The sequence below is a fragment of the Tibeticola sp. genome (assembly GCF_022759015.1).
Classification (GTDB): domain Bacteria; phylum Pseudomonadota; class Gammaproteobacteria; order Burkholderiales; family Burkholderiaceae_C; genus Tibeticola; species Tibeticola sediminis.
This window is the reverse complement of record NZ_JAEMQB010000111.1, coordinates 1-21,066: the sequence shown is the minus strand read 5'-3', so window position 1 is coordinate 21,066 and position 21,066 is coordinate 1. Positions and strand designations below refer to the sequence as shown.

Genomic DNA, 21,066 nt, shown 5'->3' with positions numbered 1-21,066 from the left:
CTTGCATTCAGCGAAAAGCGGTCAACTGCCGGATTTAGGATCAGAGGCTGAGAGGGAATTGGGCGTGCCCGAAGGGGCGCCCCAAAACGCGCCCGAGTAGGCGCAAAGCACAGCCGTAGCACGAGCTACGGCGCGCATTTGCAACGCCCTCTGGCGTGTTTTGGGGCGTCAAAGCGGGCATGACCAATTCCCTCTCGGCCTCTCAGCCCCAGGGGCGAAGCACCCCGCGCGTGCAACGCTGCATCAGGCCAGCAAAAGCAGCAGCAAGCCCCCGGCGGCCACCGAGCACAGCCCGTAAAAACGCAACTGGCCGTCGCGCAGCTGTCGAATCTGGTCCACGACCTCTCGCCAAAAAGAGGGTGCGATCAGAGGCAAAGCGCCCTCGACGATCAACACCCAAGCCAAAACCGCCCAAAACGACATCGGCTGCTCAGTGGCGCGTCACTTTTTCGGAGCCGCAGCCGCTGCCCCAGAATTGCCCCCTCGCATCACCTTGAAGAATTCCGACGAGGCCGGATCCAACACCAGGACATCGCTTTTCTTGGCAAACGTGGACTTGTAGGCTTCGAGGCTGCGGTAGAACTGCGCAAACTGCGGATCCTTCCCAAACGCCTCGGCGTAGATTCGCGCTGCCTCGGCATCGCCTTCGCCCTTGACCTTCTGGGCCTCGCGGTACGCGTTGGCGAGCGTCACTTCACGTTGGCGGTCCGCATCGGCGCGGATCTTCTCCCCCTCGGCCGCGCCAGTCGAGCGCAGTTCATTGGCCACGCGCTTGCGCTCGGCTTCCATACGGCGATAGACCGACTCGGTGATCGCTTCGACATAGTCGGCGCGCGTGATGCGCACATCGACAATGTCCACACCCCACGGTTTCTCACCCTTGACGACCTTGAGCACCTCGCGCTTGACGTTGGCCATCAAGGCATCGCGCTTGGTCGAGAGAATCTCCTTGACGGTGGCGCGGTTCACCTCTTCCTGCAATGCATTGCGCACGACCCGGTTGAGTTGCACCGCTCCGGCGTTCTCATCGAGCCCGACGTTGCGAATGTAGGCCTGCGGGTCACTGATGCGCCAGCGCACATACCAGTCGACCACCATGCGCTGCTTTTCCGCCGTCAGCAAGGGCTCGGATTCGGTGCTCTCGAGATTGAGCAGTCGCTTGTCCAGATACGACACGTTCTGGAACGGCGGCGGCAGCTTGAAATTGAGGCCCGGCTCGGTGATGACTTCCCGAATCTGCCCCAGCGCATAAACCACGCCGAATTGCCGCTGATCGACCACGAACATCGTGGAACTCAAAAGCGCCAGCAAAACCAAGATGGACGAAGCGACCATCCCGATACGGTTGATATTCATTCTGAAAACTCCTCAGCGGCTGTCGCGGTCGCGGGTACGGCCGGCATCCCGGGTGCGGGCATCGTTGGACGACGGGGTACCGGCAGCGCTCTGCGGCGCGCCGGTCGACCCCGACGGCGCGGCAGCGCCCGTCACCGGCGTTGCGGAGCCTGCGGCCGACTGCGCCTCGGCGGCGACCTGTTGCATGATCTTGTCGAGCGGCAAATACAGCAGGTTCGATCCCTGACGCGAGTCGACCAAAACCTTGGTCACATTGCTGTAGATCTGCTGCATGGTGTCGACATACATCCGGTCGCGTGTGACCTGTGGCGCCTTCTGGTACTCGGTCAGTACCGACCGGAACCGCTGGGCATCGCCTTGCGCCTGGGCCACGATGCGTGCGCGGTAGGCATCCGCCTCCTCTTTCAGGCGCGAAGCCGCACCCACGGCGCGCGGCACGACGTCGTTGGCATAGGCCTGCGCCTCATTTTTCGCACGCTCACGCTCCTGGCCGGCCTTGAGCACGTCGTCGAACGCAGCCTGAACCTGTTCGGGCGGGCGAACGCCGCCCTGCTGCAGGTTGACCCCGACCACCTCGATGCCCACCTTGTAGCGGTCGAGGATGGACTGCATCAGCGACCGAACCCGCGGCGCGATCTGGTCGCGCTCTTCGGCCAGGGCGGAATCCATTTTCATCTTCCCGACGACCTCACGGACCGCGGTCTCGGCCGCCTGAACCACCGCCTCGGTCGGGTTCTTGCTCTCGAATAGAAAGGCGCGCGCATCGTTGAGACGATACTGAACCGCAAACTTGATTTCGACGATGTTCTCGTCCTCGGTCAGCATCGCGGAATCGCGCAGCCCCGTGGCACGAATCACATTGTCTCGGCCCACGTCGACCGAGCGGATTTGGGTGACGAACACCACTTCATGGCGCTGGATCGGGTACGGCAGACGCCAGTTGAAACCGGCGCCCACCGTGGTTTTGTAGCGCCCAAATTGGGTGATGACCGCCTGCTGCCCTTCCTGGACGATGAAAAAACCCGTCCCGAGCCACAGCAGCAAGGCGACGCCGAGCAACAGGCCAATGCCGATCCCGGCACCCTTCATATCCGGCGGCGGTAGACCCGCTCCCCCGCCTTTGCGTCCACCACCGCCGCCAAACAGGCCGCTGAGTTTGCGGTTGAAGTCACGCCACAGTTCATCGAGGTCCGGCGGCCCCTCTGAGGGCCCAGCACCCCGCTTCGGTTCGCGCGGTTCATTCGGCCCCTTCGGCCCAGACCCGTCGCCTTCGGGGGTCGAGCCGTTGGGCCCTCGCCCCCAGCGCGGATCATTGAGGTTGAAAATTTCGTTCCAACGCGCCGGAGCCAAACGGCTGCGCAGCAGCCCAGTTCTCAAGTTCATTCCCGTGGTCCTGTTGTTCTCTGGGGCGATTGTGCCCAATCCTCACACCCGATCCGGGTTGCCGTCGGGCAATTCCCCCGCGGTGGAACGGTCGTCGTTCGTGCTCAGTGCCGAGGCGGCCTTGAGGGCGATCTGTTCACGCAATTGGGTCAAGCCACTGCCAGTCTGAGCGCTCAGAAACACTCGAGGGGTCTGCACGCCTGCGACTTCCATCGTATCGACGACCTTCAGCGGACGCTTCGTCTCCTCCAGGCGGTCGATCTTGTTGAACACGACGATTTGCGGCACCTGTTCCGCGCCGATCTCAGCGAGGACCTTTTGCACCTGCTCCATCTGCTCGACCGCCTCGGGGCTCGAGGCATCCACCACATGCAGCAGCAAATCCGCATCCGCGGCCTCCTCCAGCGTGGCCTCGAAGGCGTCGATGAGACCGTGGGGAAGATCACGAATGAATCCGACCGTGTCAGACAACGACACCTTGCGGCCGATTTCCCCCAGGTAGAGCTGGCGCGTGGTCGTATCCAGCGTCGCAAACAACTGATCGGCCGCATAAGTGTTAGCCTTGACGAGCGCGTTGAAGAGCGTCGACTTGCCGGCGTTCGTATAGCCAACAAGCGAAACCGAGAACGTGTCGCGCCGCTGACGCTGACGCCGCTGGGTCTTGCGCTGCCGCTTCACCCGCTCGAGCCGCTCCCGCGTGCGCTTGATCGCCTCGCCGATCATGCGGCGGTCGAGTTCGATTTGGGTTTCCCCCGGGCCGCCGCGCGCGCCGATCCCGCCGCGCTGCCGCTCGAGGTGGGTCCATCGGCGGACGAGCCTCGTGCTGAGGTACTGCAGCCGCGCCAGTTCGACTTGCAGCTTGCCTTCATGGCTGCGCGCGCGCTGCGCAAAAATTTCCAGAATCAGCAAGGTGCGGTCGTTGACCGGTAGGCCCAGATGCCGCTCCAGATTGCGCTGCTGGGCTGGGCTCAACGACGAGTCGAACAGGACTTCCTGGGCCCCCAGTTCGGCCGCAAGCGCCTTGATCTCGTCGGCTTTTCCCCGCCCGATGAAGAGCGCAGCATCAGGCACGCTGCGCTTGCACGCGACGCGCCCGACGGGCTCAAACCCGGCGGTTTGCGCCAGGAGCCCAAGCTCTTCGAGTCGGGGGTCGAAAAATCCACGCCCGAAATCGACCCCGACCAGGATGACCGGAGCTGGCGTGTATGGGCTTGCAGACGAAGATGCGCTCAACGGACCGGCCGCTCTGAGACCGCAGGACAGACGCGCGCGCGCGGGAGGGAGGCTGCGCGTCGCGCATGGCCAGATGAACTGGCTTGGAAAGCGCGCGAAGTGGAGCTCATGCGGACGGAGCCTGCTCTTCCGCGTTCAGCGAAAAATGCACGGCGCGGCCCGGGACGATGGTGGAGATGGCGTGTTTGTAGACCATCTGCGTCACCGTGTTGCGCAGCAGGACGACATACTGGTCGAACGACTCGATCTGTCCCTGCAGCTTGATGCCGTTGACCAGATAAATCGAGACGGGGACGTGTTCCCGACGCAGCGTGTTGAGAAATGGATCTTGCAAGACTTGGCCTTTATTGGTCACGATATGCTCCGTGTTCGGAAGTTTGAATGGGCTTGAACCTTACCATAGCCCTACACCCAGCCGGGCTCAAAGCCCGAAAGTCCGCCCGCCCGCACGGGCAATCCTTTAGGGCAACGCTGAACAAGTCCCTCGCGCGTCGCGCATCCCGGCTGCGGGCGGTCTGCTTCGTTGCAAATCCTCGCCATAGCTGCGGCTATGGCTGCGGTTTGCGCCTCGCATCCCATCCCGCGGCCGCTCGCGCGCCATCGCGGAAACTTATTCAGCGTTGCCTTAGTTCTCGCGCCGCTCGCGCTTGGCGTAAGGGTTGTCCGCGGTTTTGAATTCGATCCGAAGCGGCGTCCCCCCCAACGCAAAAGCCTTGCGAAAACGACCTTCGAGATAGCGTTTATAGGCAGGCGTGACATGCTCGAGCGAATTCCCGTGAATGACGATCACGGGCGGATTCATCCCCCCTTGGTGGGCATACCGCGGTTTGGGCCGGTACATGCCCGAGCGTTGCGGCGGCTGGAGTTGGACGGACTCCAGCAAAACCCGTGTCAACTGCGGGGTCGGCATCTTGCGATGTGCGGATTCATAGGCCTCGATGATCGATCGCCACACCGGCGCGAGGCCTTGACGGGTCCGCGCCGAGATGAAGTGGATCGGTGCAAATTTCAGAAACGCCAGCCGAAGCTCGACCGCGCGCTTGACCAGTTCGCGCTGATACTCGTCAACCGCATCCCATTTATTGACCGCAATGACGACCGAGCGACCGCTCTCCAAAATGAACCCCGCGATGTGGGCATCTTGGTCGGTGATGCCCTGGGTCGCGTCGAGCAGCAACAAGACGACGTTGGCCGACTCGATCGCCTGCAGTGTCTTGACGACGGAGAATTTTTCGATCGCTTCGAAAACCCGGCCCTTGCGCCGCAGTCCAGCCGTGTCGATGAGCTCGAAACGGCGCCCTTCGCGCTCCAGCGGCACCGAAATCGCATCTCGGGTCGTGCCGGGAAGGTCGAAGGCGACGAGCCGCTCTTCACCGAGCCAGGCGTTGATCAATGTCGACTTGCCCACATTGGGTCGCCCCGCCACCGCCAGGCGTATCGGCGCGTTGGCTTCGACTTCCCCGGCCTCTTCGTCGTCGGGCTCGACGTCCGCACCGGGAATGTGGTCCAAAGCGGCTTCGATCACGCTTCGAACCCCCTGGCCATGCGCGGCCGACACCGCATGGACCTCACCCAGGCCCAACTCGTAAAAATCAGCAAGCTGCAAGCCGTCGTGCATGCCCTCAGCCTTGTTGGCCACCAGCAGGCAGGGCTTGCCCAAGCGCCGCAGGTAACTCGCGATTTCGTGGTCCTGCGCGGAAATGCCCGCGCGCGCATCCACGACGAACAAGACGACATCCGCTTCGGCGACCGCCTGCCGCGTCTGCTTGGCCATCTCGTGGTAGATCCCGGTCTCGGCCGTCGGCTCGAAACCGCCGGTGTCCACGACGATGAATTCGCGCCGACCCAGGCGTCCTTGCCCGTAGTGCCGATCGCGCGTCAGACCCGCGTAGTCCGCAACGATCGCATCGCGGGACTTGGTCAGACGGTTGAACAGCGTCGATTTACCGACGTTCGGTCGCCCGACCAATGCGACGACCGGCTTCATCGCACCACCTCTCGTCTCGAACCCTCAGCGAGGCCGGTACGCATACAGCCCCCCTTGCCGAGTGGCGACCACCAGCGTCTTCCCGACGAGCGTCGGCTGGGCCACGATGGGTGAGCCATCGGTCGCGACGCGATCGACGACCGCCCCGTCCTCGGTGGAGAGGAAATGCACGAAGCCGAAACTGTCGCCCAGGACCACCGATCGCCCCGCCACCCGCGGCGTGCTGAGCGCGCGGTATTTCAAACGCTCCGAGCTCCACCGGCGCTCGCCGGTGGCTGCATCCCATGCCACCACGACGTCGTCGGATTCGACGCCATAGACTTTGCGACCATCACCGCTCACGCCCTGATGCCCGTTGGCCGGCTGGGTCCACAACAGCGTGCCACGCGCCGTATCGACACAGCCCACGGCCGATTGGTAGGCTCGCAGACAGACGGTCGTCCCATCGCGTGCGACGCCTGCAACCAGATCCGCCAGCCGCTCCACTTCGTTCGTGCCCCGGGGGCTCGCGAGCGCGACCATCCAGCGCTCACTGCCATTTGTCGGATTGATGGCCGTCAATCGACTGGAGATTCCAGCGAGCAGCGTATCCCCCACCGGCAAGAGCACCCCCGCCTGCTTGAGCACCAAAGCCTCACTGGCCCGCGGGCGGGCCCACAGTCGCCGCCCACTCGCCGCATCGAACGCCAAAACCGACCGATCTGCACCCAGCACGAACACACGGGCACCCGCCACGAGCGGAGCCGTCCACACACCGGTTTGAAGGCGCTGACGCCAGAGCTCACGCCCCTCGCGCAGCACGACGAGTTGATGGCTCCGTGTGACCACGGCAGCGAACTGGCCGTCACTGCCGACACCGGCGGCGATGGACTCTCCCACCGATCCAAGCCAGCGCTCGCGCCCGTTTGTGGCCTCGATCGCGCGCACCGTACCATCGTCAGAGGCCGTTACGAGCGTCTCGCCAGCCACCGCGAGCTGGAGCGGGAAACTTACCGGACCCTGTCGTGCCGTCCACGCCGTCGCGACCCCGATCAATCCCGGGTTGGCCGGCAACTCAGCGGGCTTCGGACGATCCGAGCTGGCGCAAGCCGCAAGGAGCACGGTCGCACCGATACAGACGAACAAGCACGAGCGGCGCGCGATCCGCGCCATCGTCTTTCGAGCCATCATGGACGCGCTCCCGACGCGGCCGGCTTCGAAGAACCCGCCGCAGGCGCCGAACCGTCCTCGACCCCAAGCGAAGCGAGTTTGACGTCCACGAAGCGTCGATACGTCACCGATTCGGGCAGGCCATCGAGCGCCTTACGGTACTCGGCGGCAGCCTCTGGGGCGCGCCCTTGCAGGCTCAGGATGTCGCCCTTGCGGTCGGCGACGAGCGCTTCATAGTCCTTCGGCATGGCCTCGGCCAAGACCTGGAGTGCCTCGCCGTAAGCCTTTTCTCCAGCGAGTAGGCCCGCAAGTCGCAGTCGCGCGACCGGCGCATAAGCCCCGTCACCCGCGTCCGTCGCAACCCAGCGCAAGGCCTCTTTCGCTTCGGCCGCTTTGCCACCTTCGTGATAGAGCTTTGCCGCCATCAGCCCGGCCTGCTTGGCAAACACGCTGGACCCGAATTGCTGCTTCAAGTCGCTCCATGCCGTCGAAGCCCGTTCGACATCCCCAGAGCGGGCAGCCCGGTCGAAGGCATCGAACAGCGCGGCGGCCTGGACGGCTTGGCGGCGTTGCCAGTATTGGTACCCGTTCCACGCGGCGTAGGCACCCAGTGCGACGATCAGCACCCAGGTGATGAGGTCGCCATAGGTCTTCCAGAAATGCCGCAGTTCGGCTAGTTGTTCCTGTTCTTCGAGATCGAGATGTCGGGCCATGGGTTTTACTCAGAAAGGGTCCGCGATTTTAGGGCAACGCTGAATCAGTTCCCGCGACGGTGCGCGCCCTGCGACGGGATGGGATGCGAGGCGCAAACCGCAGCCATGGCCGCAGCTATGGCGAGGATAGTCAACGAAGCAGACCGCGCCCGCCGCCGGGATGCGCGGCGCGCGAGGGACTGGTTCAGCGTTGCCTAAGGCGCACGGCTGCACCGGCGACGTCACTGAGTGGGAGCAAAAACTGGCTGCCGGCTCCTTCGCCGCGCAGCGTCTTGACACTCACCTCACCTCGCGCCAATTCCTCGGGCCCAAAAATGAGGGCGTACAGCGCGCCGCTCGCGTCGGCGCGGCGGAATTGCGATTTCATGCTGCCGCGTTGCGCGCCGGATGCGGCGTGCATTTGGACGGCGACTCCAGAACCCCGCAAACCCTCGAGGAAGCCCAGAACGGGCCCCATGGGAATGTCGTCCCCATCGGGAATGATCGCATAGGCGTCGGGTGACGGTGGCGGCGGCGTGCGGTCGCATTCACGGAGCAGTTCCAAGATGCGTTCGACACCCAGCGCCCAGCCCACTGCGGGTGCAGGCTTGCCACCGATTTGCTCGATCAAGCCGTCATAACGCCCCCCGCCACAGACCGTTCCCTGCGCACCAAGGCGGTCGGTCACGAATTCGAATACCGTCAGGTTGTAGTAGTCCATGCCGCGCACGAGCCGGGGATTGAGACGATAGCTCACCCCAACCGAGTCCAACAGCTGTTGCAGCGTTTCGAAATACCGTTGCGAGGCGTCGCCCAGAAACTCGGTCAGTTTGGGGGCGTTCTCGACCAGGGCCTGCATGTCGGGATTTTTGGTGTCGAGTATGCGCAGCGGATTGCTGTGCAGACGACGGCGCGCATCGGCGTCCAGCAGATCCTGATGGGCCTCGAAATACTCGATCAAGGCTTTGCGGTGGGCGACGCGCTCGGCCGGCTGCCCGAGCGTGTTGATTTCCAGGCGTATGCCCTCCAAGCCCAGTTCCCGCCACAGCGCCGTCGCGAGCAGAATCACTTCGGCGTCGATCTCGGGCCCTGAAAACCCCAGCACCTCCGCGCCGATCTGATGAAACTGACGGTAGCGTCCGCGCTGGGGCCGTTCATGCCGAAACATCGGGCCCATGTAATAGAGACGGCGCCCCCCTTCGTACAGCAAGGAATGTTCGACCGCCGCCCGGACGACCCCCGCGGTCGCCTCGGGGCGCAGCGTCAAAGCCTCGCCGTTGAGGTGATCGACGAAGGAATACATTTCCTTCTCGACGATGTCGGTCACTTCACCGAGGCTGCGAACGAACAGCGGCGTGGGCTCGACGATGGGCGTGCGGATGTTACGGTAGGCGTAGCGCGCCATCAGGCGCCGCACCGTCTCCTCCAACCACTCCCACTGCGCGGATTCGGGCGGCAGGATGTCATTCATGCCCTTGACGGCAACCAGCCGGGTCGGGGCCTTGGGCGCGCGCTGGGGCGCGTCGTTCTGTTCTTGCATGCTTAGGACGAAGAGGCGATCACGGATTGGCCGAAGCGGGCTTCCACGTATCGGGTGACGATTTCCTGGAATTCCTCGGCGATGCGCTCACCCCGCAGAGTCAAGCGCTTCTCGCCATCGATGAAGACGGGGGCTGCCGGAGCCTCGCCGGTTCCGGGCAGACTGATACCGATGTCGGCATGTTTGCTTTCGCCGGGACCATTGACGATGCAGCCCATCACCGCCACCTTGAGCCGTTCGGCACCGGGATAACGCTCGCGCCAAACCGGCATCTGGGCGCGGAGAAAATCGTCGATCTGCTTGGCGAGCTCTTGGAAGGTGGTGCTCGTCGTGCGGCCGCAGCCGGGGCAGGCCGTGACCGACGGAACGAATCGCCGCAAGCCCAAAGCCTGCAGCAGTTCCTGGGCGACCAGCACCTCCTGCGTGCGCGCTTCGCCCGGCAAAGGCGTGAGCGAGACCCGGATCGTGTCGCCGATCCCTTCCTGCAAGAGCACCGACAAGGCCGCCGTCGACGCGACGATACCCCGCACCCCCATACCAGCCTCGGTCAATCCGAGATGGAGCGGATAGGTGCATCGGCGTGCCAGTTCCCGATAGACGGCAATCAAATCCTGCACCCCACTGACCTTGCAGGAGAGCAAGATCTGGTTCGGAGCCATCCCGAGTTCCACGGCCCGCTCCGCAGAGCTGAGTGCCGATGAAATGAGCGCCTCGTACATGACCAGCCGACCGTCGAGGGGCACCGGGCGCCGGCTGTTCTCGTCCATCATATGCGCCAGCAATTCCTGGTCGAGACTGCCCCAGTTCACGCCGATGCGCACCGGCTTGTCCCAGCGCAGCGCCGCGTCGATCATTTGCCCGAACTGCAGGTCTTTCTTGTCGCCCTTACCCACGTTGCCGGGGTTGATGCGGTATTTCGAGAGCGCTTGCGCGCAACTCGGAAAGTCCGTCAACAGCCGGTGGCCGTTGTAGTGGAAATCGCCGATCAGCGGAACATCGACCCCCATGCGATCCAACTGGTCGCGGATGGCCGGGACGGCTTCGGCCGCCTCGGGCGTGTTCACCGTGATTCGAACCAGTTCCGAACCCGCTTCGGCGAGTTCCCGGATCTGAATGGCGGTGCCGATGACGTCGACCGTATCGGTGTTGGTCATCGACTGAATGCGCACCGGAGCGTCGCCCCCCACCGCAACGACCCGGCTGCCCCACCGGATCTGCGCCTGTCCGGTTGGATGACGCCGAGGGGTAGAGAAAGTAGGCCCCGCCTCCATCATCGTGTCCTCACTCATTTCACCGCACCTCGAAGCGGGCGACGTTGTTGCGGGCGATGGGCGCGAGGTCCATGGGCTTGCCGCGCACAGACACCTGCGTCGCATCCGCGCGGCCGATCAGCACGTTCAAAGGACCCGGCGCATCGATCGCCGCCGATTCACCTGCCTGCAGCAGCTTGCGAAAAACGACGGTGCCGCTCGCATCGCTGACCTCCACCCAACTCTCGCCGCTGGCGGCAAACCGCAGCCAACCGGACTCAGCCACCTGGGGAACTGCAGCTTGCGGCTGGCTCGAAACGGCGACCGGATGCGGCGCAAGCCCCGGCCCGCTGCTGCTGGGGGCTACCGGCGCGGGAACCGAAGCCGGCACGGTTGAGGACCGCATCGGGGGGGCTGCGGCGGCAGGTGCAGCCGACGCAGCCAGCGTCGAGGACGCGCTGCTCGTGCTCACCGCCTGGCGCTCAGCGTTGGACTGCGAGCCCTTCACCCAGTAGGGCCAAAACCACAGAACGACGCCCGCCAACAGCAGGAGTGCCGCAGCCACCAACAGCGGTCGACCTCGCTGTGGCAGCGATAGACCCGAGGCCGAGCGGCGAAACCCATGTCCACTTTCGTGGAAGGCCCCAAGCCGACTGTCGTCGGGCTGCAGTTCAACGGCTTCGGGCACGGGCAAAGCCGCCAGAATCGGCGAGCGATCGATGCCCAACTGACGGCATACGCTCGAAGCCAGCGCACGAACGAAAACGATGTCCGGGAACGCCTCCCATTGCTCCGCTTCGAGCGATTCCAGCCGGCGCTCAGGGACCTTGAGCGACGCGGCGAGTACCGAAATCGAGATGCCCGCGCGCTCCCGTGCCGAGCGCAGCATCGCACCCGCTGAGACCGGGGTGAGCGGCGTCTCCGCTTGCACAGGGCTCATCGGCTCATTCATCAAAAGCTCCCCGTTCGTAGGCGGCCAGCTCCTTCGATTGCGGGTAGCGCCGACGAAGCTGCTCGGCCAGCTGACGCATCGCGTCGCGATTGTTCAAACGGCGCTCCACTTTGATCCCCAGCCAAAGCGATTCCGCGTTCGCATATTCCGAATTGTTGATGCGACGGATATAGAACTGCGCACGCTCGAATTCACCGCGTTGATACAGCAGCAGCGCCAGGTTGTACCCAGTGACGGGGTTGGCTGCATCGAGTTCATAGGCATGCGCGAGGTTGCGCTCGGCCTCGGCCAGCTTGCCGGCCCGCGCCTGGCACAGGCCGTAACCCAAATAGGTCTTGGCCTTGTCGAGATAAATTGGGTTGGCCAAGGCACGCTCGAACACGTCGAACGATTCGGGGTAGCGCTGCTGCTGGCACAAGAACCAAGCATAGTTGTGCAGCGATCCCCCATCCCGGGGATTGATGGACAAGGCCCGTTTGAAGCTTTCCTCGGCCAGTCCCGGGTTGTTGAGCTTCATGTAGATGAGCCCGCGCAGGTTATAGGCATCGGCAAACGAGGGATCGATCGCCAGAACCTGCTTGACCTCGTCGAGGGCGACAGTGGTTTGACCTTGCTCGAAATAGCCGACCGCCAAGGCCAGGCGCAAACGTGCGCGCCGCCGCGCTTCAGGCTCGTCGGACTCGGTCACGATGTCGGGGCCACTCGCTGAGGCTCCCGCGTTCGCACCCGACGCGGCACAGCCCTGCAACTGCGCGAACGCGGAGAACAGCGCGCACAGCACCAAGAGCCTCTTGACATAGGCCGCGTCAACGGGTCGCATAAGGCGTGCCTCCCGATGTTGGGTTGCCCGATGTTGGAAGATCTGCCGAAGCCAGCGGAATCACACGGCGCTTCGACAGGCGCTCGTGAACGCGGGTGCGGTCCCGGACATCCCCGGCCAATTGCCCGCAGGCTGCGTCGATGTCATCGCCACGGGTCTTGCGAACCGTGGTCACGATGCCGGCGTCGTTGAGCGCGCGTGCAAAGGCGCTGACCGCTTCCGGAGTCGACCGCTGCAGACCCGAGCCCGCAAACGGGTTGAAAGGAATCAGGTTGAACTTGCACCAGACACCGCCGCCCCGCCGATGTTGCCGGACGAGTTCGATCAGGCGCTGGGCGTGCTCGGGCTGATCGTTGACACCGTCGAGCAGGCAGTACTCAAAAGTGATGAAGTCGCGCGGCGCCTGGGGCAGGTAGCGGTTGCAGGCATCCAACAACTCGGCCAGCGGGTACTTGCGATTGAGCGGAACGAGTTCGTCGCGCAAGGCATCGTCGGGGGCATGGAGCGAAACCGCCAAGGCCACGGGGCAGTCGGTGGCGAGCCGGTCCATCATGGGAACGACCCCGGATGTCGAGACGGTCAACCGCCGTCGAGACAGCCCGTAGCCATGGTCATCCAGCATGATCCGCAGCGCCGGCACCAGCGCGCCGTAGTTCTGCAGCGGCTCGCCCATGCCCATCATCACGACGTTCGTGATGACCCGGTCGCTACGGCCGAGGTGCGCGCGCAGGAAGCGCTCGGCATACCAGAGCTGGGCGACGATCTCGTGGGTGGCGAGATTGCGGCTGAAACCCTGGTGCCCGGTCGAGCAAAACCGACAGCCGACCGCGCAGCCTGCCTGGGACGACACGCACAGCGTGCCGCGGTCATCCTCGGGAATGAAGACCGTCTCGACGGCTTCGCCGTTTCCCACGTCGAACAGCCACTTGATCGTGCCGTCCGCCGAATCGTGGCGGGAGAGCACGGGCAAGCCCGCGACGACCGCGTCTCGTTTGAGCTTTTCGCGAAAGGGACGGGCGAGATCCGACATCTGGTCGAAGTCGCTCTCGCCCCGCTGATGGATCCAGCGAAACAGCTGCGTGGCGCGAAAGCGCTTCTCCCCGCGGGCCTCACACCAAGCGGCAAGGCCCGGCAGATCGAAGTCGAGCAGGTTATCGGCCATCGCAGCAGGGGCGTCGGGCCGCTTCAGCGGCTGTAGACGTTCATGCCGGCAAAGAAGAAGGCGATCTCCGCGGCCGCCGTCTCCGGACCGTCGGAACCGTGCACGGCGTTGGCGTCGATGCTGTCAGCAAAGTCTGCGCGTATCGTGCCGGGAGCGGCCTTCTTGGGATCGGTCGCGCCCATCAGGTCCCGGTTCTTGAGAATGGCACCCTCGCCTTCGAGAACCTGGATCATCACGGGGCCGGAAACCATGAAATCGACCAAGTCTTTGAAGAACGGGCGCTCTTTGTGCACCGCATAAAAGGCCTCAGCCTCGCGACGCGACAGGTGGGCCATACGGGCAGCCACGATCTTGAGGCCGGCGGCCTCGAAACGGGCGTAAATTTGTCCGATGACGTTTTTTGCCACCGCGTCGGGTTTGATGATGGAAAGCGTGCGTTCGATAGCCATGGTTGGATTTCCAGGTTTTAGCGTTAAAAAATGGGGTCGTTCGCCCGAAAGCGAAAACCCCACATTCTAGGACAAGGCCGACCCCTTCCCCCGCGTGCCGTGCAGCCGACACCGGGTGCGCGCGCTCGCAAAAACGGTAGCGCTTTGCCCAAACGGCGCCGAGGCGTTCAGCGTCGACGCCGCCCGCGGCCCGGAACGGCCTCGCGTCGCTGTCGCCCCAGGCTGTCGGCGCCGATGTAGCCCAGTGACGTTTTGAGGGGATCGGGCTGCGCGTTGCCGCGCGGCGCCGCTGCGTTGTTGGCACCGGAACGTCGAGCCGGCGCGGCTACTGCACGCCCCGGCTTTCGACCGGTCGAAGGCTTGGCGCTCGAGCGCGGCGCACCGCGACCCGCGGCGCCCTGGCTGCCGCCTGCGGCTTCGGTCAAGGCCGCAACGTCGCGCTCGTCGAGTTCGACCCAGGCCCCGCGCTTGAGGCCGCGCGGCAAGACCATGGCGCCATAGCGGATGCGGATCAGGCGACTGACCGCATGGCCGACCGCTTCGAACATGCGGCGGACCTCCCGGTTTCGGCCTTCGGCGATCGTGACGCGATACCAGCAGTTGGCCCCCTCCCCGCCCCCGTCCTCGATCGAGCGGAACTGAGCCATGCCATCGTCGAGCGGCACCCCTTCGAGCAGCTTTTGCTTTTCTTCGTTGCTCAGGGCGCCCAAGACCCGCACGGCGTATTCGCGCTCGAGGCCAAAGCGCGGATGCATGAGGCGGTTGGCCAGTTCCCCCGAATTGGTGAACAACAGCAAGCCCTCGGTGTTGAGATCGAGCCGCCCGACCGATTGCCACTTGCCCTGCTGCAGCCGGGGCAAACGCCGGAAGACGGTGGGACGATTCTGCGGGTCGTCGTGGGTGACGACTTCGCCCGCGGGCTTGTGATAGGCCAACACCCGCGGCGGCGGCGGTTCGATGCGCACGCGCACCGGTTTGCCGTTGACCTTGACCTGATCGCCAAACTGAATGCGCTGGCCGATGTGTGCCGGCTGGTTGTTGACCGTGATCCGGCCCTCGGTGATGAGCTGCTCCATCTCGAGTCGGGAGCCGAGCCCCGCCTGGGCGAGCACCTTGTGCAGTTTGGGGAATTCGATCTGCGGCTGCAGCACCCGTTTGGCAGGCACTTCGGCCGGGCCTTCGGCGACGCTGTCGTATTCGCCCGAGATGACGTCCTCGAAGCGCAACGGTGCGAGCTCCGGCGCGGGCTCTGCAGGCCGGCCTCCACGCGCCGGCCGATCGTTGGGGCGCTTGTCCTTGCGGCCCGAGCGTGGGGCACGCGGCTGCGCTGGGCGCCCCTCTGTCCCACGCGCTGCAGCCGCTGCCGATCCAGCCGGAGCCTCAGCGGAGTCCGCCACGGGCGCCGCGCCCTCCGGGCGTTCACGGCTGTCGACGGGCGCCAGCGCAGACGGGTGGGCTTCTTCGGTCGCGAGCTTCATCGCGCCAGGCAGGGCTTCTTCATTGGTCGGATTCATGAGGCAGTCTCAGGGCGATCGGTGGAAAGAGGGTCGAGCTCAGTGTCGACGGAGTCGGTCTCAGCGAGGTCGGTAAGCAGGGAGGCCGGCGCTTCAGGATGGGTGGTCATGGCAACCGGATCGTTGGCCGGAGTCATCGCATCCAGGGCCTCGAGCGCTTCGAGCGCCTGGCGGCTCGCTGGGTCGGCAGCCGTGCCGATGGCGGGCAACTCGTCGAGCGAGCTCAAGCCGAGGTCATCGAGAAACTTGGGCGTGGTCGCAAACAAGGCCGGTCGGCCCGGCGCCTCCTTGTGCCCGATGACTTCGATCCAGCCGCGGTCTTCGAGCTGTTTGATGATTGCGGAATTGATCGTCACGCCACGAATGTCTTCGATATCGCCACGGGTGACCGGCTGCCGATACGCAATGATGGCAAGCGTCTCGAGCGTCGCCCGGCTGTAGCGCGGCGGCTTTTCCGGATGCAGCCGATCCAGATAGGGACGCATTTCGGGCCGACTCTGAAAGCGCCAGCCACTGGCCAGCCGGGTGAGTTCGACGCCCCGATGGGCCCAATCATCCTGCAGCTCGTCGAGCAGGCGGCGCAGCGTGTCGGCGCCGATGGCCTCGTCGAACAGGCGGCGCATGTCCTGCAGCGACAAGGGCTCGGCGCTACACATCAAGGCGGCCTCGAGGATACGCTTGGCTTCCGCCATATTCATGGCTGGTCCATTTGGGGACGGTGCCCGGTGCGGGCGTTCAATCGAAAAGCGGCAACCCGGGCAGTCGGACGCGCCGTGCGGCGACGGAAAACCATGCCGGAGGACTCAAGCGGCCACGGTTGGCGGCAGAGCCGGTTCCATCGGGGTCCGAAACCGGGGACAGGAAACGACGCGGAACGACCTCTTTGCGCCGCTCTTGGCGGTATGACGGGTTGGCCGTTGATCCAGCGCAGTTTCAGAGTGGCGGATTGTAGCCCAGCCTCTGTGCGGCGTCGGCCAAGTCGGGCGCCAGGGCGGCGCGAAACTCCAGGGCTAGGTTGCTGATCGGGTGCCGAAACGCGAGCCGATAGGCATGCAAAGCCTGCCGGTCCAGACCCAGATCGGCCGTGCCTCCGTACAGCCGATCGCCGACGAGCGGATGACCGAGCGTGGCCATGTGCACGCGGATTTGGTGGGTACGCCCGGTGCCCAGCGTGCAGTGCACGACGCAATGCCGCTCACCACTCCACAGGCAGTCGATGGCCGTCCAGGCCGGCTTGCCGCTGCCCTCGCCGACGGCCGCCATGCGCAGGCGGTTGCGTGGGTCGCGGCCGATGAAGCCCTCGACGATGCGCCGTTCGGGTCCGGTCCAAGGGCGGTGGGCGATGGCGAGATACTGACGCTCGACTTCGCGCGCGGCGATGCGCTCGACGAGCCGATCCATGGCAACTCGGGAGCGCGCAACGACCATCAAACCGCTGGTGTCTTTGTCGAGCCGGTGCACGATGCCGGCCCGCGGCAGCAGCGCGCAGCGCGCATCACGTGCCAGCAAGCCGTTGAGCAGTGTGCCGGTCCAGTTCCCGGCCGCGGGGTGGACGACGAGCCCTGCGGGCTTGTCGATGACCAGGATGTCGTCGTCCTCGTAGAGCACCGGAAACGCCACCGGTTCCGGCCGAAAAGCCTGAGCCTGGGCCGTCGGCAGCAGCTCGACCGAGACGGCTTCGCCGGCCCGTACCCGTTGTGCGGCCTTGGTCACGACCCGAGACGCCAGGCGCACATTCCCGGCTTCGATCAGTTGCTGCAGGTAGCTGCGGGACAGTTCAGGCACCTGCTCGGCGAGCACCCGGTCGAGCCGCTGGCCGTGGCTGGCCGCGGGCACCGTGAACGAACGGACCTCGACCTCGCCATGGGCCTCGCCCTCGCCATCGACCCCCACCGATATAATTTCCGATGCCTGTTTCAAGAAAGCTCCCTCTGATGCCTCGTGCCAAATTATCGGTGCGCCCCGCCGGGGCTGCCCTTGCCATCGCGGTTGTTTTGGCCGGTTGCGCGTCCAAGGAGGTGGACCCGACCGCCAACTGGAGCCCCAACCGGATTTACGAAGAGGCCCGGGACGAGGCCAACTCGGCTTCGTACGACAAGGCGATCGCTTTGTTCGAAAAGCTCGAAGGGCGCGCTGCGGGCACGGTGCTGGCGCAGCAGGCACAGCTCGAGAAGGCTTATGCGCAGTACAAGAACGGCGACAAGGCGCAGGCCATTGCCACGCTCGACCGCTTCATGAAGCTGCACCCGACGAGCGAAGCCATCGACTACGCGCTCTACCTCAAGGGCCTCGTGAACTTCAACGACAACCTCGGGTTTTTGTCGTCCATCACGCAGCAGGATCTGTCGGAGCGCGACCAAAAAGCGGCCAAGGAGTCTTTCGAAGCGTTCCGGGAGTTGGTGCAACGCTTTCCAAATTCCAAGTACGCCGCGGACGCTGCAGCGCGGATGCGCTACATCATCAATTCGCTGGCGCAGTATGAAGTGCATGTCGCGCGCTACTACCTGCAGCGCGGCGCCTACGTGGCGGCGGTCAACCGCGCGCAGGCGGCAATCGCCGACTATCGCGATGCCCCGGCCAACGAGGAAGCCCTCTATATCCTCGTGCGTGCCTATGACGCTCTGGGCCTCGCGGAGCTGCGCGACGATGCCAAGCGTGTGCTGGACAAAAACTTCCCCAACAGCGCGTACCTGAGTCAGGGCTTCAAGGGCAAAGATGGGCCTTGGTGGAAGCTGTGGTGAGCGACAGCAGCCACCGAACACTCTTTTTTGATAGCGGAAGCCCACCATTTGGCGCTGGGTTCGCCGCAGAATCATTCAAATGCTGTTGTCGGAACGTCGGCCGCCGCCACCCAGGCGCTGCGCGCCAGCGCGAACACGGCGCGCGGCGGCTCGGGCTTGAGCCGGTGGTCACTCCAGATCTGGCGCCAGCGACGCGCGCCGCGCAGGCCGTGGCGCAGACCCAGGATGTGGCGGGCAATCGGGTACCAGGGACAGGCATCGTCCTGCGCTTCGCGCTCCATGTAGGCCACCATGGCCGCTTCCACGTCCTCGCGGCTACGGGCGAACGGCGAATCACCGAAAAACGCCTCGTCCCAGGTGCTGAGCAGCCAGGGGTTGTGGTAGGCCTCACGGCCGACCATGACACCGTCCACCTGCGCGAGGTGGGCGGCGATCTGCGCGTTGGTGGTGACGCCGCCGTTGAGCACGATGGTGAGCGCGGGAAAGTCGCGCTTGAGCCGGTACACCGCCTCGTAACGCAGCGGCGGCACCTCGCGGTTTTCCTTGGGGCTCAAACCCTGCAGCCAGGCGTTGCGCGCGTGAACGATGAACACGCGACAGCCGGCCTCACTGACCTGTCCAACGAAATCGCGCACGAAGCCGTAGTCTTCGATGCGATCGATGCCGATGCGATGCTTCACCGTGACCGGGATGTCCACGGCATCGCACATGGCCTTGACCCCGTCGGCCACGAGCGCCGGCTCGGCCATGAGGCAGGCGCCGAAGGCCCCGCGCTGCACCCGCTCGCTGGGGCAGCCGCAGTTGAGGTTGATTTCGTCATAGCCCCAGTCCTGCCCGAGCTTGGCCGCGGCCGCGAGCTCGGCCGGCTCGCTGCCCCCGAGCTGCAGGGCCACCGGGTGCTCCTCGGCGTGAAAGCGCAAATGCCGGCGGTGGCTGCCGTGCATCAGCGCGCCGGTAGTCACCATCTCGGTGTACAACCGGGTGTGGCGGGTGAGCAGGCGGTGGAAATAGCGGCAGTGCCGGTCCGTCCAGTCGAGCATAGGCGCCACACTCAGGCGCCAGGGGTTGTATGGCGCGGCCGCCAAGGATGCGGCGCCAGCGACGAGAGATGGCGGGGGCGCCGACGGCGCGCAATCAGGACTCGGCTCGGACATGGCGTAATTGTCGTTCAGCCCGAGGCGCGGCCGCCTCGCGCGCGCCGTGCGCGCACGCCCTGCCCCGCCGCGCGGCCGGTGGCAAAGCAAGCGGTGAGCAGGTAGCCGCCGGTGGGCGCTTCCCAGTCGAGCATTTCGCCGGCGCAGAACACGCCGGGGTGGCTGCGCAGCATCAGAGCGTCGTCGAGGGCCTCGAAGCGCACGCCGCCGGCGGTGCTGATGGCTTCTTCGATCGGCCGCGGCGCCTTGAGGATCACAGGCAGGGCCTGGATCGCCTGCGCGAGCGCGTCCGGGTCGTGTAGGACCGATGGCGTGCAGAGCTCGTAGAGCAAAGCGGTCTTCACGCCGTCGAGACCGAGCCGGCTTTTGAGGTGGCTGGAGAGGCTGCGCGAGCCGCGCGGGTGAGCCACTTCGGCACGCACGCGCTCAGGCGGCCAATCGGGCAGCAGGTTCAGGTGGAAGGTGACTTGGCCCTGGGCTTCGATGGCGTCGCGCAACAAGGCGGACGCTGCGTAGACCAGGCTGCCCTCCACGCCGTGCGCGGTCAGCACGAACTCGCCCTTGCGCTCGAACACCACGCCGCCCGGTGCGGCCAAGCGCAGCGCCACCGACTTGAGCGGTGCGCCCGCAAAGCGCTCGCGCAGATGGGCTGACCAGCCCTGGCCGTCGCGGCCGGCGGCGTCGAAGCCGCAATTGGCGCTGCGCAGCGGCGCCACGGGCACGCCGTGCGCCTGCAGCCACGCCACCCATGCGCCGTCCGAGCCCAGGCGCGGCCAGCTTGCCCCGCCGAGCGCCAGTACCACCTGCGCGGCGCGCACCGCCTCGAGGCCCTGTGGGCCGTTGAAATCGAGCCTCCAGCCCCCGAGCGGCGCGGGTGTGAGCCCGCCGAGCCAACGGCGTCGCATGTGAAACTGCACCGGCACGCCGCCCGGCCCGGGGTGCCGCAGCCGATGCAGCCACGCGCGCAGCAGCGGCGCGGCCTTGAAGTCCACCGGAAACACACGCTGTGAACTGCCAACGAAGGTCTCCACCCCCAGGCCGCGCGCCCAGTCGCGCAAAGCCTCGGGCCCAAATGCGCGCAGCAGCGGTTCGAGCGCCGCGCGGCGCGTGCCGTATCGATCCAGGAACGCCTCGATCGGCTCGGCATGGGTGAGGTTGAGGCCGCCTTTGCCAGCGAGCAAAAACTTGCGCCCGACCGAGGGCATTGCATCGAACACATGCGCCGCGATGCCCGCCGCACCGAGCACCTCGGCGGCCATGAGCCCTGCCGGCCCGGCGCCGACGACGGCCACGTCCACATACCGTGGCGCACTCTCGCGTTCGCCCGACACGGGCGCGGGCACGACCGGTCCCGGCGGCAAGGTCGCCCCGATGCTCATCGACCCCGACGCGCTGTTGCACGGGGGGCCTGGCGCGGTGCGGAGGGGCTCGGCGGGCGCGCTGCACCGGGCTCGCGCGGCGGCAGGCCGGTGTGCTGGGTGAGCAGCCGCCCGCGCGGGGGGCGTTGGGCGACGCTGGCTTTGGCGCCCTCAGCCGACGGGAAGGCCGCACCGCCTGGCGATCGCTTGCCCGAGGCGCCCGCCTTGCCAGGCACGTCCAGCGGCTGCCAGGTCGGCACGAGGTGATGCTTGCCGTTGCCGATGAGGTCGGCGCGACCCATGGCTTTGAGCGCTTCGCGCAGCAG

At 65.5% G+C, this 21,066-nt stretch carries 21 protein-coding genes; 1 reads left to right on the top strand and 20 read right to left on the bottom strand.

Features of this window, described 5'->3' with window-relative positions; genetic code table 11:
• Nucleotides 1–243: 243 nt before the first annotated feature.
• The 17 genes from JHC36_RS07005 to JHC36_RS06925 all read right to left on the bottom strand — a co-directional run bounded on the left by JHC36_RS07005 (nucleotide 244) and on the right by JHC36_RS06925 (nucleotide 17,407).
• Nucleotides 244–423, bottom strand: coding sequence for a DUF2065 domain-containing protein (locus JHC36_RS07005; RefSeq protein ID WP_287917591.1), 180 nt, complete (start codon nucleotides 421–423; stop codon nucleotides 244–246).
• Nucleotides 424–441: 18 nt separating this feature from the next.
• Complete coding sequence (hflC, locus tag JHC36_RS07000) at nucleotides 442–1,350, bottom strand: protease modulator HflC (protein ID WP_124222034.1); 909 nt, start codon at nucleotides 1,348–1,350, stop codon at nucleotides 442–444.
• 18 nt (nucleotides 1,351–1,368) lie between these two features.
• On the bottom strand, nucleotides 1,369–2,739 hold the full coding sequence (gene hflK / locus JHC36_RS06995; protein ID WP_287917588.1) for an FtsH protease activity modulator HflK: 1,371 nt from the start codon (nucleotides 2,737–2,739) through the stop codon (nucleotides 1,369–1,371).
• Nucleotides 2,740–2,781: 42 nt separating this feature from the next.
• Nucleotides 2,782–3,972 carry a GTPase HflX gene (gene hflX, locus JHC36_RS06990; protein WP_287917585.1) on the bottom strand — a complete coding sequence of 397 codons (1,191 nt, stop codon included), beginning with the start codon at nucleotides 3,970–3,972 and terminating at the stop codon, nucleotides 2,782–2,784.
• Nucleotides 3,973–4,078: 106 nt separating this feature from the next.
• Nucleotides 4,079–4,327, bottom strand: coding sequence for an RNA chaperone Hfq (gene hfq, locus JHC36_RS06985; protein WP_425469954.1), 249 nt, complete (start codon nucleotides 4,325–4,327; stop codon nucleotides 4,079–4,081).
• Between the two features lie 270 nt (nucleotides 4,328–4,597).
• Complete coding sequence (gene der / locus JHC36_RS06980) at nucleotides 4,598–5,959, bottom strand: ribosome biogenesis GTPase Der (protein ID WP_287917582.1); 1,362 nt, start codon at nucleotides 5,957–5,959, stop codon at nucleotides 4,598–4,600.
• Nucleotides 5,960–5,983: 24 nt separating this feature from the next.
• Nucleotides 5,984–7,129, bottom strand: coding sequence for an outer membrane protein assembly factor BamB (gene bamB, locus JHC36_RS06975; RefSeq protein ID WP_287917580.1), 1,146 nt, complete (start codon nucleotides 7,127–7,129; stop codon nucleotides 5,984–5,986).
• Nucleotides 7,126–7,821, bottom strand: coding sequence for a YfgM family protein (locus tag JHC36_RS06970; protein WP_287917578.1), 696 nt, complete (start codon nucleotides 7,819–7,821; stop codon nucleotides 7,126–7,128). The genes bamB and JHC36_RS06970 overlap by 4 nt, the downstream gene beginning before the upstream one ends.
• A gap of 184 nt (nucleotides 7,822–8,005) precedes the next feature.
• On the bottom strand, nucleotides 8,006–9,340 hold the full coding sequence (gene hisS / locus JHC36_RS06965; protein ID WP_287917575.1) for a histidine--tRNA ligase: 1,335 nt from the start codon (nucleotides 9,338–9,340) through the stop codon (nucleotides 8,006–8,008).
• Nucleotides 9,341–9,342: 2 nt separating this feature from the next.
• Complete coding sequence (ispG, locus tag JHC36_RS06960) at nucleotides 9,343–10,611, bottom strand: flavodoxin-dependent (E)-4-hydroxy-3-methylbut-2-enyl-diphosphate synthase (protein WP_425469965.1); 1,269 nt, start codon at nucleotides 10,609–10,611, stop codon at nucleotides 9,343–9,345.
• A gap of 19 nt (nucleotides 10,612–10,630) precedes the next feature.
• Entirely contained in the window at nucleotides 10,631–11,530 is a 900-nt protein-coding gene (locus tag JHC36_RS06955; RefSeq protein WP_287917572.1) for a helix-turn-helix domain-containing protein, read from the bottom strand.
• 4 nt (nucleotides 11,531–11,534) lie between these two features.
• Nucleotides 11,535–12,362, bottom strand: a complete 828-nt coding sequence (gene pilW, locus JHC36_RS06950) for a type IV pilus biogenesis/stability protein PilW (protein WP_287917569.1) — start codon at nucleotides 12,360–12,362, stop codon at nucleotides 11,535–11,537.
• Nucleotides 12,349–13,524, bottom strand: a complete 1,176-nt coding sequence (gene rlmN, locus JHC36_RS06945) for a dual-specificity RNA methyltransferase RlmN (protein WP_287917566.1) — start codon at nucleotides 13,522–13,524, stop codon at nucleotides 12,349–12,351. The genes pilW and rlmN overlap by 14 nt, the downstream gene beginning before the upstream one ends.
• A 23-nt stretch (nucleotides 13,525–13,547) precedes the next feature.
• The gene (ndk, locus tag JHC36_RS06940) at nucleotides 13,548–13,973 is read right to left on the bottom strand and encodes a nucleoside-diphosphate kinase (protein WP_124221875.1); all 426 of its coding nucleotides are present in this window, start codon (nucleotides 13,971–13,973) and stop codon (nucleotides 13,548–13,550) included.
• 167 nt (nucleotides 13,974–14,140) lie between these two features.
• Entirely contained in the window at nucleotides 14,141–15,487 is a 1,347-nt protein-coding gene (locus JHC36_RS06935; protein WP_287917562.1) for a pseudouridine synthase, read from the bottom strand.
• Nucleotides 15,484–16,185, bottom strand: coding sequence for an SMC-Scp complex subunit ScpB (scpB, locus tag JHC36_RS06930; protein ID WP_287917559.1), 702 nt, complete (start codon nucleotides 16,183–16,185; stop codon nucleotides 15,484–15,486). Before scpB ends, JHC36_RS06935 begins: the two co-directional genes overlap by 4 nt.
• Before the next feature lie 235 nt (nucleotides 16,186–16,420).
• Complete coding sequence (locus JHC36_RS06925; protein WP_503006944.1) at nucleotides 16,421–17,407, bottom strand: RluA family pseudouridine synthase; 987 nt, start codon at nucleotides 17,405–17,407, stop codon at nucleotides 16,421–16,423.
• Nucleotides 17,408–17,421: 14 nt separating this feature from the next.
• On the opposite strand from JHC36_RS06925, the gene JHC36_RS06920 reads away from it, so the two are divergent.
• Nucleotides 17,422–18,228, top strand: a complete 807-nt coding sequence (locus JHC36_RS06920; protein ID WP_287917556.1) for an outer membrane protein assembly factor BamD — start codon at nucleotides 17,422–17,424, stop codon at nucleotides 18,226–18,228.
• A gap of 71 nt (nucleotides 18,229–18,299) precedes the next feature.
• Here the strand turns inward: JHC36_RS06920 and dusA are convergent, their stop codons facing one another.
• The 3 genes from dusA to JHC36_RS06905 form a co-directional block, all read right to left on the bottom strand.
• On the bottom strand, nucleotides 18,300–19,382 hold the full coding sequence (dusA, locus tag JHC36_RS06915) for a tRNA dihydrouridine(20/20a) synthase DusA (RefSeq protein ID WP_287917553.1): 1,083 nt from the start codon (nucleotides 19,380–19,382) through the stop codon (nucleotides 18,300–18,302).
• A gap of 14 nt (nucleotides 19,383–19,396) precedes the next feature.
• The gene (locus JHC36_RS06910; protein WP_287917550.1) at nucleotides 19,397–20,761 is read right to left on the bottom strand and encodes a TIGR03862 family flavoprotein; all 1,365 of its coding nucleotides are present in this window, start codon (nucleotides 20,759–20,761) and stop codon (nucleotides 19,397–19,399) included.
• Nucleotides 20,758–21,066: DUF3362 domain-containing protein (locus JHC36_RS06905; protein ID WP_287917547.1), on the bottom strand; the 309-nt coding region annotated here is incomplete at its 5' end. The genes JHC36_RS06905 and JHC36_RS06910, both read right to left, overlap by 4 nt.

Bases quoted from the DNA above. Each gene is read 5' to 3' on its own strand.
- JHC36_RS07005 (WP_287917591.1), bottom strand. From the start codon at position 423: ATGTCGTTTTGGGCGGTTTTGGCTTGGGTGTTGATCGTCGAGGGCGCT.
- hflK (WP_287917588.1), bottom strand. From the start codon at position 2,739: ATGAACTTGAGAACTGGGCTGCTGCGCAGCCGTTTGGCTCCGGCGCGT.
- der (WP_287917582.1), bottom strand. From the start codon at position 5,959: ATGAAGCCGGTCGTCGCATTGGTCGGGCGACCGAACGTCGGTAAATCG.
- bamB (WP_287917580.1), bottom strand. From the start codon at position 7,129: ATGATGGCTCGAAAGACGATGGCGCGGATCGCGCGCCGCTCGTGCTTG.
- JHC36_RS06970 (WP_287917578.1), bottom strand. From the start codon at position 7,821: ATGGCCCGACATCTCGATCTCGAAGAACAGGAACAACTAGCCGAACTG.
- hisS (WP_287917575.1), bottom strand. From the start codon at position 9,340: ATGCAAGAACAGAACGACGCGCCCCAGCGCGCGCCCAAGGCCCCGACC.
- ispG (WP_425469965.1), bottom strand. From the start codon at position 10,611: ATGGAGGCGGGGCCTACTTTCTCTACCCCTCGGCGTCATCCAACCGGA.
- JHC36_RS06955 (WP_287917572.1), bottom strand. From the start codon at position 11,530: ATGAGCCCTGTGCAAGCGGAGACGCCGCTCACCCCGGTCTCAGCGGGT.
- pilW (WP_287917569.1), bottom strand. From the start codon at position 12,362: ATGCGACCCGTTGACGCGGCCTATGTCAAGAGGCTCTTGGTGCTGTGC.
- rlmN (WP_287917566.1), bottom strand. From the start codon at position 13,524: ATGGCCGATAACCTGCTCGACTTCGATCTGCCGGGCCTTGCCGCTTGG.
- ndk (WP_124221875.1), bottom strand. From the start codon at position 13,973: ATGGCTATCGAACGCACGCTTTCCATCATCAAACCCGACGCGGTGGCA.
- JHC36_RS06935 (WP_287917562.1), bottom strand. From the start codon at position 15,487: ATGAATCCGACCAATGAAGAAGCCCTGCCTGGCGCGATGAAGCTCGCG.
- scpB (WP_287917559.1), bottom strand. From the start codon at position 16,185: ATGAATATGGCGGAAGCCAAGCGTATCCTCGAGGCCGCCTTGATGTGT.
- JHC36_RS06920 (WP_287917556.1), top strand. From the start codon at position 17,422: ATGCCTCGTGCCAAATTATCGGTGCGCCCCGCCGGGGCTGCCCTTGCC.
- dusA (WP_287917553.1), bottom strand. From the start codon at position 19,382: ATGTCCGAGCCGAGTCCTGATTGCGCGCCGTCGGCGCCCCCGCCATCT.
- JHC36_RS06910 (WP_287917550.1), bottom strand. From the start codon at position 20,761: ATGAGCATCGGGGCGACCTTGCCGCCGGGACCGGTCGTGCCCGCGCCC.